Source organism: Burkholderia latens, from assembly GCF_001718795.1.
Taxonomy (GTDB): Bacteria; Pseudomonadota; Gammaproteobacteria; order Burkholderiales; family Burkholderiaceae; genus Burkholderia; species Burkholderia latens_A.
Genome location: NZ_CP013438.1, coordinates 2,014,098 through 2,027,881, shown reverse-complemented (window position 1 = coordinate 2,027,881; position 13,784 = coordinate 2,014,098). Strand labels below are relative to the sequence as shown.

Genomic DNA, 13,784 nt, shown 5'->3' with positions numbered 1-13,784 from the left:
AGGCACAATGCAAACGGGCAGGCGATGTCGCCTGCCCGTTGCGTGAGTTGCGTGGAATTACGCGGTGCGCGCGCCGCGCGGCAGTGCGTCGTCCTGCTGGCCGGGTGCGCCGGCATCGTCGATGCTGACGCGCCGCGAAATCAGCCACACGCACAGCGACGACAGCAGGGCGGCGCTCGTGTACTGGATCGCGAGCGGCCACCATTGCGGCGCCACGTTCTGTGCGATCAGCGTGGCGACGAGCGGCGTGAGGCCGCCGGCGAGCGCGCCGCACACCTGGTACGCGATCGAGATCGCGGTGTAGCGGATGCGCGCGATGAAGATGCCGCTGACGAAGCCCGCGACCACCGAGTAGTAGCCCGATTCGGCGAGCGTCGCGAGGCCGACGCCGACGGTGATCGACACCGGCGTGCCCATGTGCACGAGCGGCAGCATCACGAACGGTACGATCGCGGCCCATGCGCCGGTGATCAGCAGCACGCGCGTCGTGCCGAAGCGCTGTGCGAGGAACGCTGCGGCGAGCTGCACGACGAACTGCAACACGGCCACGATCGTCATGCAGTGCAGCACCATCGAGCGGTCGAGCGACAGGAACTGCGTTGCATAGCTGATCATGAAAATGTTGCTGAAGTACACGCCGGCGATCCCGTACACGTTCGCGCCGATCGCGAGCAGAAGCAGCGGCCAGTACTGGAGCGCCTCGCGCACGGGGTTTTGCGCGGTGTTGCCGCTCTTCTTCACTTCCTCGAACTCGGGCGATTCGGACACGCTCGCACGGATCACGAAGCCGACCGCCAGCAGCACCGCGCTCGCGAGGAACGGCACGCGCCAGCCCCAGCTCATCATGTCCTCCTTCGGCAGCGTGCTGATCGCGCCGAACGCGAGCATCGACAGGATCAGGCCGCTCGCGCTGCCGAGCTGCGCGAACGACGCGAAGAACGTGCGCTTGCCTGCGGGTGCATGCTCGCCCGCAAGCAGCACCGCGCCGCCCCACTCGCCGCCGACCGCGACGCCCTGCAGCACGCGCATCAGCACGAGCAGGATCGGCGCGATCACGCCGGCCTGCGCGTGGGTCGGCAGCAGTCCGATCGCGACGGTCGACACGGCCATCAGCATGAGCGTCGCAAGCAGCGAACGCTTGCGGCCGAAGCGGTCGCCGAGATAGCCGAACATCACGCCGCCGAGCGGCCGCGCGAAGAAGCCGACCGCGAACGAGCCGAACGACGCGAGCAGGCTGATGAAGCGGTTTTCGCCGGGGAAGAACAGCGGGCCGAACACGATGGCCGCGGCGGTCGCGTAGCTATAGAAGTCGTACCACTCGATCGTGGTGCCGACGAACGATGCGAGCGCCGCCCGCTTCGGTTGTTTGACGGAAGTCCCCATCTGCTGTGTGCTCCTCTGGAATCCTCTGATTGGAATAGTCGGGTGGCGGCGCTCAGTCGCGGTACGCGACGCCCGGCAGCACGCACAGCAGCTCGTACGCGAGGTTCGCGCCGAGCAGCGCCGTGGTGCCGAACGGGTCGTACGGTGGCGCGACTTCGACGAGATCGCAGCCGACGATGTTCAACCCCTTCGCGCCCCGGATGATCTCGAGCGCCTGCGGCACCGTGAGCCCGGCGATCTCCGGCGTGCCGGTGCCCGGTGCGTACGCCGGGTCGATGCCGTCGATGTCGAAGCTGATGTAGACGGGCGTGTCGCCGATGCGCGCGCGCACTTCCTCCATCAGCGGCGCGAGCGACTTGTTCCAGCATTCCTCGGCCTGGACCACGCGGAAGCCCTGCTCGCGGCACCAGTCGAAATCTTCCGCGGCGTAGCCGGTGCCGCGCAGGCCGATCTGCGTGACCTTGTCGCCGTGCAGCAGCCCTTCTTCGACCGCGCGGCGGAACGGCGTGCCGTGCGCAATCTTTTCGCCCATCATCGTATCGTTGACGTCGGCGTGTGCATCGACGTGGATCAATGCAACCTTGCCATGCTTGCGATGAATCGCGCGCAGGATCGGGAGCGCGATCGTGTGGTCGCCGCCGAGCGTGACCGGCTTGCAGTTGTGCTCGAGGATCGCGTCGTACGCGGCTTCGATGCGCGCGATCGAATCGTGCAGGTTGTACGGATTGATCGCGACGTCGCCGATGTCGGCGACTTGCAGCGAATCGAACGGCGCGGCGCGCGTGGCCATGTTGTACGGGCGCAGCAGCACGGATTCGGTGCGGATTTGGCGCGGACCGAAGCGCGCACCGGTGCGGTTGGAGGTGCCGAGATCGAACGGCACGCCGACGAAGCACGCGTCGAGCCCGGCGGCGCTCGGCACGTGCGGCAGGCGCATCATCGTCGCGATGCCGCCGCTGCGCGGCATTTCATTGCCGCCGAGCGGCTGGAAATGGGTGTGGTCGTTCATGGGATGCCTCTTCCGATGTGGGGTTGCCGTATCATTCGACGCGGTCTGGCGCATAGTTTTACGCGTCCGGCCGGAAAGAAGAATGCGAAGATATCGACGTAAACATCGATTTTCATCGATGTATGGAAGGGGAATAGCGTGCTCGGGAATTTGTCGACCCTCGATCTGCGGTTGATCCGCGTGTTTCTCGCGGTCACGGACGCGGGCGGCGTGTCGGCCGCGCAGGCGATGCTGAACGTCGGCCAGTCGACGATCAGCGCGCAGCTGTCGTCGCTCGAGACGCGGCTCGGCTACCGGCTTTGCGAGCGCGGCCGCAGCGGTTTCCGGCTTACGCCGAAAGGCGAGCGGTTCCACGCGATGAGCCGCAAGCTGCTCGCCGCGCTCGACGAATTCGGGATGGCCGCGCGGCACATGGACCGCCAGCTGGTCGGCACGCTGAACATCGGCCTGATCGGTCATACGCCCGTCAGCCAGAACGCCCGGATCGCCGAGGCGATCGCGGCGTTCCGTACGCGCGACGAAGCCGTGCGCTTCTCGATCTCGGTGCGCGCGCCCGGCGATCTCGAGGAAAAGCTGCTGAGCAACGAGATTCAGATCGCGGTCGGCTACTTTTGGCACCGCGTGCCGACGCTGCACTACACGCCGCTGTTCATCGAGCAGCAGGTCGCATACTGCGGGCGCGGCCATCCGCTGTTCGAGCGCGCCGGCGCATTGACGCCGGCGGACGTCGCCGGATTCGAATGGGCGTGGCGGTCGTACCCGCTGCCGGAGGCGCAGATGTCGACGACGCCCGATCGTGTGACCGCGACCGCCGACAACATGGAAGCGGTTGCGCTGCTGATCCTGTCCGGCCATCACCTCGGTTATCTGCCACAGCACTTCGCGGCGCCTTACGTCGCGCAGGGGCTGCTTGCACCGCTCAATCCCGAGCGGCTGCACTACGAAGTCACGTTCCACATGGTCGTCGCGCGCGACGGGCGCGGGGATCCGGTCGTCGAGGCGTTTCTCGAGGATCTCGAGCGCGCGCATCAGTCGCCTGACGTGGTCTGAGCCACGCGAAGTCGTGAGAGGCCGGGCGGACGACGCAACGCCGGTCACGCGGCAACGCGAAAGAGCGCCGCGCGCCAGCCGGCACGGCCCGCATCACGGCACCGGCAAGCCCGCGTCATGCTTCACTTCCCGCAGCGACAGCGCCGATTCGATCGACGTGACGCCCGGCAACATCCGCAGCGACTCGCGCAGGAACGTGCCGTAATCGTCGAGATCGCGCGCGACCACCTGCAGCAGATAGTCGGCCGTGCCCGCGACGTTGTGGCACGCGAGAATCCGCTCGATGCCGAGCACTTCCCGCTCGAACCGGTCGGCGACCTTGCGGTCGTGGGTCGCGAACCGCACCAGCACGAATGCGACGACGCCGAACCCGAGCGCCTGCCGCGACAGTTGTGCGCGGTAGCGCTCGATATAGCCGTCGTTTTCGAGACGCTTGAGGCGCCGCGCACACGGCGTTTCGGACAGGCCGACCGACTCGGCGAGGCGCGCAATCGGCAGGCGGCCGTCGCGCTGCACAGCAGCGAGAATCGCGCGATCGGTTTTGTCTAGCTCGATCATTTTGGAGGATTCCTTGTTCCAGTGAACGTATTGTGGCGGATTCCGCTACAAGCGGGCAATCCGGAGCGAAAGATGGCCAATAATCCCTCCGCCTTCAGCGGCAACATATCGCCATTGAAGGACGGGGGCAGACCATGATTTCCACGCATTTGCTGTTGATTTATCTCGCCGCGCTCGCGGCCATTTACGCGGTGCCGGGCCCCGACATGGCGCTTGTGCTGCAGACCAGCATCGGCCGCGGCGTGCGGCCCGGGATCGCGGCGGCGGCAGGCCTGTCGCTGTCGCGCACGGTGCACGTGACGCTGTCCGCTTGCGGCGTTGCGGCATTGATCCGCAGCGCGCCGTGGCTGTACGAGGCGATCCGCTACGGCGGCGCGCTGTATCTCGCTTACGTTGCGATCCAGGTATTCCGCTCGCCCGTGTTCGCGCTCGCAGACGGCGACGCGGCTGCTGCGGCGGAACTGCGGCAGTCGTTCTTCAAGGGGTTGCTGACGAACCTGCTGAACCCGAAGGCGCTGCTGTTCTGCTCGGTGTTGCTGCCGCAATTCGTGCGGCCCGAGGCCGGGCCGGTCGTATGGCAGATGTTCGAGCTCGGTGCGATGCTGATCGCGGCCGGCGTGTGTTTCGACATTGCATGCGTATTCGGCGCGTCGCGCATCGCGGCATGGATGCGCGCGCATCCGCTCGCGCAGACGGTGCAGCGCTGGACGTTCTCGGCGGCGCTGATCGGCTTCGCGCTGCGCCTGTCGATGGACTGAGCCGCTGCGTCGTCGCATCGCTACCGTGCGTTCCGCGGCCGGCTGCCCCACGCGGTGCGCCGCCAAGCTTGGCGCTTGCGCAATGCCGGCACGTGCGCACTTCGCGGTACCGCCCTGCACGGGCGCAAATCGTCTGACTGTTCTAAACTTCCTTTAACTTCGCGCCGTCGCAACGCGCCGTCGCGAACCGACTGACCGAACGGAACCGTCTTCCACCGCCCCTGTCCGATTTCCTGGCTGTTCCGTGCAACGCGGTACCAAGGAGGGTCTGAACATGGCAAGGCATCTTCAAGCCGACCGTGAACCCCGAATCGTCGCCGAGTCCAAGTGTCTCGGTCAGTGCGATCCGGCAGAACGCATCCACGTCACGATCATGTTGCGGCGGCAGGAAGAAGGGCAACTCGATGCATTGGTCCACCAGCTCGCGAGCGGCGATGCGAATGCGAAGCCGCTGTCGCGCGACGCATTCGCGCAGCGTTTCTCCGCCAATCCCGACGACATTCGCAAGACCGAGGACTTCGCGCGCCGGCACCGGCTGACCGTCGATCGCGTCGACCCGGTCGAGAGCGTCGTCGTGCTGTCGGGCACGATCGCGCAGTTCGAGGCCGCGTTCAGCGTGAAGCTCGAGCGTTTCGAGCATCGCGCGATCGGTCAGTATCGCGGCCGTTCGGGCCCGATCGCGCTGCCGGACGAACTCGGCGATGCGGTTACGGCCGTGCTCGGTCTCGACAGCCGGCCTCAGGCCAGGCCGCACTTCCGCCTGCGTCCGCCGTTCAAACCTGCGCGCGGTGCGGCCGCCGTCACGTTCACGCCGCCGCAGCTTGCATCGCTGTACGGGTTTCCTGCTGGCGACGGCGCCGGGCAATGCATCGCGATCGTCGAGCTTGGCGGCGGCTATCGCGCGGCCGATATCGACCAGTATTTCCGCGGGCTCGGCATCGCCAGCCCGCCGACGCTCGTCGACGTGAACGTCGGCACCGGCCGCAATGCACCGACCGGCGAACCGAACGGCCCGGACGGCGAAGTCGCGCTCGACATCGAGATCGCAGGCGCGATCGCGCCGGCCGCGAAGATCGCGGTGTACTTCGCTCCAAACAGCGACGCGGGCTTCATCCAGGCCGTCAACGCCGCCGTCACCGACAAGACCAACCGGCCTTCCGTGATCTCCATCAGCTGGGGCGGTCCGGAAGCGATCTGGCAGGCACAGTCGGCCCACGCATTCAATCGCGTGCTGCAGGCGGCCGCCGCGCAGGGCATCACGGTGTGTGCGGCGTCGGGCGACAGCGGCTCGGGCGACGGGCTGCAGGACGGCGCGGATCACGTCGATTTTCCTGCGTCGAGCCCGTACGTGCTCGGCTGCGGCGGCACGCAGCTCGACGCGCTGCCGGGGCAGGGCATCCGCAGCGAAGTCACGTGGAACGACGAGGCGGGCGGCGGCGGCGCGGGCGGCGGCGGCGTCAGTTCGCTGTTCGATGTACCGGCGTGGCAGCAAGGGCTGAAGGTCACGCTCGCCGACGGTACCACCACGCCGCTCGCGAAGCGTGGCGTGCCCGACGTTGCCGGCGATGCATCGCCGCAAACGGGCTATGAGGTGTCGGTCGCCGGCACGCCGACGGTGATGGGCGGTACGAGCGCGGTTGCACCGTTGTGGGCCGCGCTGATCGCGCGAATCAATGCATCGGCAGGTGTATCGGCGGGCTGGATCAACCCGGTGCTGTACAAGAATTCCGGCGCGCTGCGCGACATCACGAAAGGCTCGAACGGCACCTATGCGGCCGCGGCCGGCTGGGACGCGTGCACGGGCCTCGGCAGCCCCGACGGCGCGAAACTCGCGGCGCTCTTCGCGCGCAAGCCGTCGAGCTGACGCGCCGGTATTCACCTTCACTTTCGACGCGGGTGTCCTGCCCGCGTCTTTTTTCACCTCCAGGAGCAGCACGATGGGCATCGATTCCGCATCTTCCGGCGGCGTGTATCCGCTGCATCACGGCGACCACAATTCGCATGGCGTGCCGCCGACCATCAATCCGGTCGCGCTGAGCCACGGCCGCGACGTGCCGTTCTTCGATCCGGTCGCGTACGGCAACGGCCCCGACGACTCGGTCACCGATACGACGGAGGCGGCCGCGATCACGCACCACACGATCCTGATCGACGGCAAGCGCATCGCGTACACGGCGACGGTCGGCCATCTCGTGACGGTCGATCCGAGCAGTTCGCAACCGTCCGCGAAGATCTTCTACGTCGCGTTTACGGCCGACGGCGCGCGGGAGGAAACGCGGCCCGTCACGTTCTTCTACAACGGCGGGCCCGGATCGTCGTCGGTGTTCGTGCTGCTCGGCTCATTCGCGCCGAAGCGCATCAAGACGTCGATGCCGGGATTCACGCCGCCCGCGCCGTACCAGATTGAAGACAACCCGGACAGCATGATCGATCACAGCGACCTGGTGTTCATCAATCCGGTCGGCACCGGCTATTCCGCGGCCGTCGCGCCGAACAAGAACCGCGATTTCTGGGGCGTCGACCAGGATGCGAATTCGCTGAAGCAGTTCATCAAGCGCTACCTGACGAAGAACAACCGCTGGAATTCGCCGAAATACCTGTTCGGCGAATCGTACGGCACCGCGCGCAGCTGCGTGCTCGCGTACAAGCTGCACGAAGACGGCGTCGACCTGAACGGCGTCACGCTGCAGTCGTCGATCCTCGACTACCGGCAGGCCGGCAATCCGGTCGGCGCGCTGCCGACGGCGGCAGCCGACGCGTGGTATCACAAGAAGCTCGGCATCAAGCCGGCGCCGGCCAATCTCGGCGCGTTCGTCGAGGAAGTCGCGCAGTTCGCGCGCACCGACTACCTGAGCGCGTTGCGCAACGTCCCGCATGCGGACCCGGCCGTCGTGCAGAAGCTGTCCGACTATACGGGCATCGATACGGCGACGCTGCAGACGTGGGGGCTCGACATCGCAGGCTACGACGCGCGCGGAAATTCGCTGTTCCTGACGACGCTGCTGCATGCGCAGGGGCTCGCGCTCGGCTCGTACGACGGCCGCGTGACCGGGATTTCGTCCGGCATCGCCGGCAAGATCGATCCGAATTCCGGCGGCAACGACCCAACGATGACCGCGGTGACGGGCGTCTATACGGCAATGTGGAACAGCTATCTGAACGAGCAGCTGAAGTTCACGTCGAACTCCGCGTTCACGGACCTGAACGACCAGGCGTTCCAGAATTGGGACTTCAGCCACATCGATCCGACCGGCGAGCAGCAGGGCATCGATGCGAAGGGGAACGTAATCCTCTATACCGCTGGCGATCTCGCCGCGGTGATGGCGCTGAACGTCGATCTGAAGGTGTTGTCGGCGAACGGGCTGTACGATTTCGTCACGCCGTTCTACCAGACCGTGATCGACTTGCAGCAGATGCCGCTCGAGGACCGGAAGGTGCGGCAGAACCTGTCCGCGCGCTTCTATCCGTCGGGGCACATGGTGTATCTGGACGGGGGGTCGCGCACCGCGCTCAAGCGCGATCTGGCGGCGATGTACGACGCGACGGTCAGCGACACGGGCGCGCGGATGCGGATCCGCGCGCTGCAGGCGAAGAAAACGGGCGGGCACGCGTAGCGCCGCCCGTCGGGCACGCGCCGCGCGCAACCGTTCCGGCTCGCGCGGCGCCGCCGGTGCCGTCGGCGCGATTCTCGCGCTGCGGCGGCCGGGTTACGCGGCCGGCCAGTCGAACGGCGTGTACGGCAGCGCGCGCTTGTGGCGCGAGCCGTCGTAGAAGCGCAGCACCGTTTCGTACACGTTGTCGGCGACCGTCTTGCCTTCGAGGAAATCGTCGATCTCGTCGTAGGTGACGCCGTACGCGTGCTCGTCGGGGCGCAGCGGACGCAACTCCTCGAGGTCGGCCGTCGGCACCTTCATCACGATCAATTCGTCGCCGCCGAGCGCGCGGGCGATCGCACGCACGCGGCGCTTGCTCAGGCCGGCGAGCGGCAGCACGTCGGCGCCGCCGTCGCCGAACTTGGTGAAAAAGCCCATCAGCGATTCGGCTGCGTGATCGGTGCCGATCACGATGCCGCGCCGTGCACCGGCTACCGCGTACTGCGCGATCATGCGCTCGCGCGCCTTGATGTTGCCGTGCACGAAGTCCTGTTGCGCCGGGTTCTCGAATGCGTGACCGGACGCGATCAGCGACGCGAGCATCGCGTCGGCGGCGGGCTTCACGTCGACCGTGAACGTCTCGTCGGCGCGCACGAACGCGAGCGCACGCTGCGCGTCGGCTTCATCGTTCTGCACGCCGTTCGGCAAACGCATCGCAATGAAGCGTGCGTCATAGCCCTCGGCACGCAGTTGCTCGACCGCGAGCTGCGCGAGCCGGCCGGCCGTCGACGAATCGACGCCGCCGCTGATGCCGAGCACGTAGGTCCGCAGGCCGGTCGAACGAAGATACTGCGCGAGGAAATCGACGCGGCGCTTGATTTCGGCGTCGACGTCGAATTGCGGGGCGACGTGCAGTTCGGCAATGATCGCGCGTTGGCGGCTGGCGTAATCGGCGGATGTCATGGGGGTGGTTCCGGAACGAAATGCGAGGCGCCCATCATAAGCGCAATCGCGGCCGGGCACCGCGCCCCGCATGCGATCCGGCGGCCGCGCGTTGCATCGGCGACACGCAGTGCATCGTCATGGTGCAACGGCGGCGGCGCGATCGCGGTCGCGGGCGGCGAACTCACCGCCGTGCGAGCACGACCCCTGCCAGCGCGAGCGCGAAGCCGGCCAGTTGGATGGTCGCGAGCGTCTCGCCGAACAGCCAGTAACCCTGCAGCGCGGCGAGCGGCGGCGCGAGAAACAGCAACGACGTCGCGCGCGCGGCGTTGCCGCGCCGAAGCATCCACATCAGCATCGTGACCGCGCCGCCGGACAGGAACACGACGCCCCACACGAGCGAAATCCACAGTGCCGGCGCGCCGATCCAGCGCGCTTCGTGCAGCAGTGCGACGAACACGGCCGCGACGATCGCCGCGCCGAGATTCTGCACGGCGACGGCCGTGCGCAGGTCGTTCTGCGCGAGCCTGCCCTTCTGGTACAGCGAGCCTGCGGTGATCGACCCGACCGACAGCACCGATACGATCACGACGAACCACGCAGGCGCGGCGCCCGGAGGCGGCGCGACGCCGCCCGAGACCTTCGGCGCAAGCACGAGCGCGACGCCGGCCAGCCCGAGCGCCATGCCGAGCCAGCCGCGTGCGGGCAGCCGCTCGTTGAACAGCGGAACGGCGAGCACGGCGGTCGCGAGCGGCTGCAGCGCGCCGAGCAGCGCCATCACGCCGGCGTTCAGCCCTTGCGCGACCGCCCAGTAGCTCGCGCCGAGATAGATGCCTTGCAGCAGCGCGCCGGCGATCAGATGGCGCGGCCATTCTCGGCGGGCCGGCCACGGTGCGCGCGCGGCGAGTGCCACCACGCCGAACAGCGCGGCCGTACCCGCGAAACGCGCGAGCAGGAAGAGGTTGGGATCGGCGTAGGGCTTGATGGCCCGCGCGACAATGAAGCCGGTGGACCACAGCGCGACGAAAGCCGCGGCGACGAGCGAGTTGAGCATGCAGAGCGGGCCGCGATGCGACCGGACGAATCGTGGAGTCGATCAGTATCGGGCGAAGCGGTGCCGCCGTCTTGTCGGATTCTGCACTCGCGCGCGGCGCAGGGCGGCGGTACGCATCTGCTCCACGCGCGGTGTGTGCTTTCGCTGCTATCGCAGAGGTCGAACGCGATGCGCGGCAGGTGCGCGACGTGCCGGCCGAGCGAGCCGGCTGCGGGCTCCAGCGCGGCGCGCTTGACGAACGCAGATCAGTCGAGCGAGAACGTGTCGAGCGGCTGGTTCGCGCGCGCATCGGTCGCGAAGCGTGCGGCGAGTCGCTCGTACAACCGGCGCGCCTCGTCGAGCGTCAGGTCGATCCAGTACGGATCGCCGGCGCCGTCGTTGAGCCGTTCCGGCGAAAACTGGATTTCGATCACACTGCCTTTGCGATACATTGCGCGTCCCTTGATGGTCTGTCGTTCGGCGAAACGCAAAGTGTAGCAATCGCTGCCGCACCGATTCGCGCGCATCGGGCAATACTGAATTTCGCTTTCGGAAGCGCGCGGGCCGCCGGCCGCGCCGCGTCAAATGGCGGTCAAACGGCCGTAATACAATGACCGGCTTACCCATAACAGTCACCTCGGGCGCATCGCGATGCTGGCGGAACAACGTCATCAATACATTCTGTCGGAGCTCGGCCGATCGGGCGCGCTGTCCGTGGCCGAACTCGTGCGCTCGCTCGACGTGTCGCGCGAGACCGTGCGGCGCGACCTGAACGCGCTCGCGGCGCGCGGCCTGCTCGTGATGACGCACGGCGGTGCGCTCGCGGCGGACCGGCGCGAGCCGAGCCTGTCCGAGCGTGAAGCGGCGCACGCCGACGCGAAGCGCGTAATTGGCCGGCGCGCGGCCGAATTCGTTCCCGACGACGCGTCGGTGCTGATCGACTCCGGCAGCACGCCGCATGCGGTCGCGCTCGCACTGACCGACCGGCACCGGCTGTCGGTCTACACGAACGACTGGCGCACCGCGTTCGTGCTCGCGCGGCGCAATGGCAATCGCGTGACGCTGCTCGGCGGCGAACTGTCCGACGACGAGGACGCGACGTTCGGGCTCGATACGATCCAGCAGCTCGGGCAATATCACGTCGATTTCGCGTTCGTCGGTGCGGGCGGCATTACCGTCGACGGCGACTGCACCGACTATTCGCGGCTTGCCGCCGAAGTGCGCAGCCGGATGATCGCGGCGGCCGGCACGGCGGTCATCGTCGCCGATCATTCGAAATTCGGCCGCGTCACGCCCGTGCGGATCAACGGCACGTCGGCCGCCCGCTACCTCGTCACCGAGCGCACGCCGGACAAGGCCGTGCGCCGCGCGCTGAGCGGCCGCGGCATCGAGCTGGTGGTGTGCGACTGACGCGCAGTCGACACACAAGGTTCATCGAACGGTCATCGCGCTGGAAAAACCGCTGTCGACACTGACCCATTCACGTCGATCGGCCACGCGCCAGGAGCACTGAATGACCGTCAGCGTACGCAGCTATCTTTCCCCGACTCTCGTGCTGCTTGCCTTCGACTGGGCAGCCGCGCGCTCGCGCGACGACTTCCTCGGCTTTGCGATCCGCCGCACGCCCGGTTTCTGGTCGGCGGACGGCAAGACCCGCGCGCCGAACAGCTGGCTGCCGAACCGGCTCACGTTCGACGGCCCGGCCGCCGGCACGCAGGGCGACGCGCCGACCGACCAGGCGCCGATTCAGAAATTCATGTGGTGGGACGCGCGCATCGATCCGCAGGACCGCGGTGCGTCGTTCCGCTATCACGTCTTCCCCGTCGTCGGCACGCCGGAGCGTCTGCAGCTGCTCGATGCGCAAGCCGGCGTATGCGACGTCGTGCTGCCCGCGCACGTCGTCGACGGCATCGGCACGTGGTTCAACCGCGCGGTGGTGAGCTCGCAGGCGTTCGCGAAGCAGGTCGCGGTGCTGGGTCTCGCGCCGGACGCGGCGCCGAGCGCGGACGAGGCGCTGAAGCTGCGCACGTGGCTCGCGAACGACATGGAGCAGGTGTTCTCCGAAATGCTCGATCCGGCGTCGCGCGCGGTGTCGGCCGTCTATCACCTCACGGACACACTGTGGGCGCTTCCGGCGTTCGAAGCGTTCGGGCGCACGCACGGCGCGGCGGCGCTCGCGATCGTCTACGACGCGCATACGACCGGGCGCAAGGGCAAGCCGCCGCTGCCTTCGCCGAACCAGCCGGCGGTCGACGCGCTGCAAGGCCTCGCGACGCTGGCGCCGCGCGATCGGACGCACATCATGCACGACAAGTTCATCGTGACCGACGCGCGCGCGAGCGGCGCGTCCGCGCCGACGCCTGCGCGCGTGCTGACCGGCTCCGCGAACTTCACGACCGAAGGGCTGACGGAGCAGGCCAACGTGCTGCACACGTTCGATTCGCCGGCGCTTGCCGCGCAGTACAACGCGCGCGCCCGGGCGCTGGCCGCGAATCCGCCGATCGCGGTGACGGCGAAGTTGTCGCCGGGATGGTCCGAGCCGCTGACGATCGGCAGCGCGCAGGTGCGCGTCGCGTTTTCGCCGGAGCCGGCCGGGCAGCGCACGGAGATTGATACGATCGTCGCCGCGATCGAGGCCGCTCGGCATTCGGTGTCGTTCTGCCTGTTCATGCCGACCGATGCGGCGCTGCGCGACGCGTGCTTCGCCGCGGGCGACCGCGGGTTGATGATGTTCGGGCTGGTGAACCGCATCAACGTCGGCAGTGCGACGAAGGCCGATGCCGAGCGCCGCGACGGCGAGCCGCTCGATGCGGCGACGCTCGCGAACCTGGAGCTTTACCATCGCCGCCGCGACCGACGCGACGTGATCGATGCCGCGTATTTTTCGCCGGCGACGGTGCCGCAGGGCTTCGAGCCGGAGCTGCGCCTGTTTCCGGGCGAACCGGCTCCGGCCTATCCGCCGGTCGTGATCCATCACAAATTCATCGTGATCGATGCGGAAGGCGCAAATCCGATCGTCTATACGGGCTCGGCGAACATGAGCCGCAACTCCGAGCAATACAACGACGAAAACCTGCTCGAGATCCGCGATGCGCGGATCGCGGCGATCTATCTCGCCGAATTCCTGCGGCTTTACGAACATTACCGTGCGCGGGCGCTGTCGATCGAAACCAGGCGGCGCGGCGGCGGTGCATCGCGGCAACTCGCGCTTGCACCGGATTCGAGCTGGGCGAAGAAGTACTACGTGGCGGGAAGCCCGGAGGAGAAGGCGCGGATCGCACTGGCGTCGAGCGTGCCGGTGGAGCCGACTGCCGAGCCGGTCCGGCGTCGCGTGGCCTGAACGAGTGCGGCACGCGCGCACCGCCCATGCCGGGTGCACGCGGTGCGCTGCCGCTGGAAACGTGTGCCGGACCGCGAGTGCGCCGCTCGCCCGCCGGCCTTTCGCTGCAGCGGTGCGG

The 13,784-nt window shown here is 67.7% G+C and carries 12 protein-coding genes; 6 read left to right on the top strand and 6 right to left on the bottom strand.

All coding sequences use genetic code 11. The features are described from left to right. Nucleotides 1-57: 57 nt before the first annotated feature. Nucleotides 58-1,383, bottom strand: a complete 1,326-nt coding sequence (locus WK25_RS28255) for an MFS transporter (protein WP_069243345.1) — start codon at nucleotides 1,381-1,383, stop codon at nucleotides 58-60. Nucleotides 1,384-1,435: 52 nt separating this feature from the next. Beyond that, nucleotides 1,436-2,392 (bottom strand): agmatinase, encoded by a 957-nt coding sequence (gene speB / locus WK25_RS28250; protein ID WP_059548546.1) that lies wholly within the window; start codon nucleotides 2,390-2,392, stop codon nucleotides 1,436-1,438. Between the two features lie 138 nt (nucleotides 2,393-2,530). Between speB and WK25_RS28245 the strand changes: the two genes are divergently transcribed. Continuing rightward, complete coding sequence (locus WK25_RS28245) at nucleotides 2,531-3,442, top strand: LysR family transcriptional regulator (protein ID WP_059548548.1); 912 nt, start codon at nucleotides 2,531-2,533, stop codon at nucleotides 3,440-3,442. A gap of 93 nt (nucleotides 3,443-3,535) precedes the next feature. Here the strand turns inward: WK25_RS28245 and WK25_RS28240 are convergent, their stop codons facing one another. Continuing rightward, on the bottom strand, nucleotides 3,536-4,000 hold the full coding sequence (locus tag WK25_RS28240; protein WP_040138711.1) for an Lrp/AsnC family transcriptional regulator: 465 nt from the start codon (nucleotides 3,998-4,000) through the stop codon (nucleotides 3,536-3,538). Between the two features lie 134 nt (nucleotides 4,001-4,134). Between WK25_RS28240 and WK25_RS28235 the strand changes: the two genes are divergently transcribed. From WK25_RS28235 to WK25_RS28225, 3 genes are all read left to right on the top strand, one after another. Next, the gene (locus WK25_RS28235; protein ID WP_059548550.1) at nucleotides 4,135-4,758 is read left to right on the top strand and encodes a LysE family translocator; all 624 of its coding nucleotides are present in this window, start codon (nucleotides 4,135-4,137) and stop codon (nucleotides 4,756-4,758) included. Between the two features lie 274 nt (nucleotides 4,759-5,032). Next, entirely contained in the window at nucleotides 5,033-6,622 is a 1,590-nt protein-coding gene (locus WK25_RS28230; RefSeq protein WP_040138709.1) for a S53 family peptidase, read from the top strand. A 73-nt stretch (nucleotides 6,623-6,695) separates the two neighbouring features. Further along, nucleotides 6,696-8,372: a S10 family peptidase gene (locus tag WK25_RS28225; RefSeq protein ID WP_040138708.1), complete on the top strand. Its 1,677-nt coding sequence runs from the start codon at nucleotides 6,696-6,698 to the stop codon at nucleotides 8,370-8,372. Nucleotides 8,373-8,465: 93 nt separating this feature from the next. Here the strand turns inward: WK25_RS28225 and nadE are convergent, their stop codons facing one another. From nadE to WK25_RS28210, 3 genes are all read right to left on the bottom strand, one after another. Then, nucleotides 8,466-9,314, bottom strand: a complete 849-nt coding sequence (gene nadE, locus WK25_RS28220; RefSeq protein ID WP_040138707.1) for an ammonia-dependent NAD(+) synthetase — start codon at nucleotides 9,312-9,314, stop codon at nucleotides 8,466-8,468. 163 nt (nucleotides 9,315-9,477) lie between these two features. Beyond that, nucleotides 9,478-10,347, bottom strand: a complete 870-nt coding sequence (locus WK25_RS28215) for a DMT family transporter (RefSeq protein WP_059548554.1) — start codon at nucleotides 10,345-10,347, stop codon at nucleotides 9,478-9,480. 245 nt (nucleotides 10,348-10,592) lie between these two features. Further along, nucleotides 10,593-10,778 (bottom strand): hypothetical protein, encoded by a 186-nt coding sequence (locus tag WK25_RS28210; protein ID WP_040140824.1) that lies wholly within the window; start codon nucleotides 10,776-10,778, stop codon nucleotides 10,593-10,595. A gap of 199 nt (nucleotides 10,779-10,977) precedes the next feature. Between WK25_RS28210 and WK25_RS28205 the strand changes: the two genes are divergently transcribed. Together WK25_RS28205 and WK25_RS28200 are read left to right on the top strand one after the other, a co-directional pair. Next, a complete protein-coding gene (locus tag WK25_RS28205) occupies nucleotides 10,978-11,736 on the top strand; it encodes a DeoR/GlpR family DNA-binding transcription regulator (protein WP_069243344.1) in 759 nt (252 codons plus the stop codon). A gap of 103 nt (nucleotides 11,737-11,839) precedes the next feature. Beyond that, nucleotides 11,840-13,666: a phospholipase D-like domain-containing protein gene (locus WK25_RS28200; RefSeq protein ID WP_069243343.1), complete on the top strand. Its 1,827-nt coding sequence runs from the start codon at nucleotides 11,840-11,842 to the stop codon at nucleotides 13,664-13,666. Nucleotides 13,667-13,784: the final 118 nt, after the last annotated feature.

What these genes read in the sequence shown, in the direction of transcription:
- WK25_RS28255 (WP_069243345.1), bottom strand. Translation starts at nt 1,383, where the DNA reads ATGGGGACTTCCGTCAAACAACCGAAGCGGGCGGCGCTCGCATCGTTC.
- speB (WP_059548546.1), bottom strand. Translation starts at nt 2,392, where the DNA reads ATGAACGACCACACCCATTTCCAGCCGCTCGGCGGCAATGAAATGCCG.
- WK25_RS28240 (WP_040138711.1), bottom strand. Translation starts at nt 4,000, where the DNA reads ATGATCGAGCTAGACAAAACCGATCGCGCGATTCTCGCTGCTGTGCAG.
- WK25_RS28235 (WP_059548550.1), top strand. Translation starts at nt 4,135, where the DNA reads ATGATTTCCACGCATTTGCTGTTGATTTATCTCGCCGCGCTCGCGGCC.
- WK25_RS28230 (WP_040138709.1), top strand. Translation starts at nt 5,033, where the DNA reads ATGGCAAGGCATCTTCAAGCCGACCGTGAACCCCGAATCGTCGCCGAG.
- WK25_RS28225 (WP_040138708.1), top strand. Translation starts at nt 6,696, where the DNA reads ATGGGCATCGATTCCGCATCTTCCGGCGGCGTGTATCCGCTGCATCAC.
- nadE (WP_040138707.1), bottom strand. Translation starts at nt 9,314, where the DNA reads ATGACATCCGCCGATTACGCCAGCCGCCAACGCGCGATCATTGCCGAA.
- WK25_RS28215 (WP_059548554.1), bottom strand. Translation starts at nt 10,347, where the DNA reads ATGCTCAACTCGCTCGTCGCCGCGGCTTTCGTCGCGCTGTGGTCCACC.
- WK25_RS28210 (WP_040140824.1), bottom strand. Translation starts at nt 10,778, where the DNA reads ATGTATCGCAAAGGCAGTGTGATCGAAATCCAGTTTTCGCCGGAACGG.
- WK25_RS28205 (WP_069243344.1), top strand. Translation starts at nt 10,978, where the DNA reads ATGCTGGCGGAACAACGTCATCAATACATTCTGTCGGAGCTCGGCCGA.
- WK25_RS28200 (WP_069243343.1), top strand. Translation starts at nt 11,840, where the DNA reads ATGACCGTCAGCGTACGCAGCTATCTTTCCCCGACTCTCGTGCTGCTT.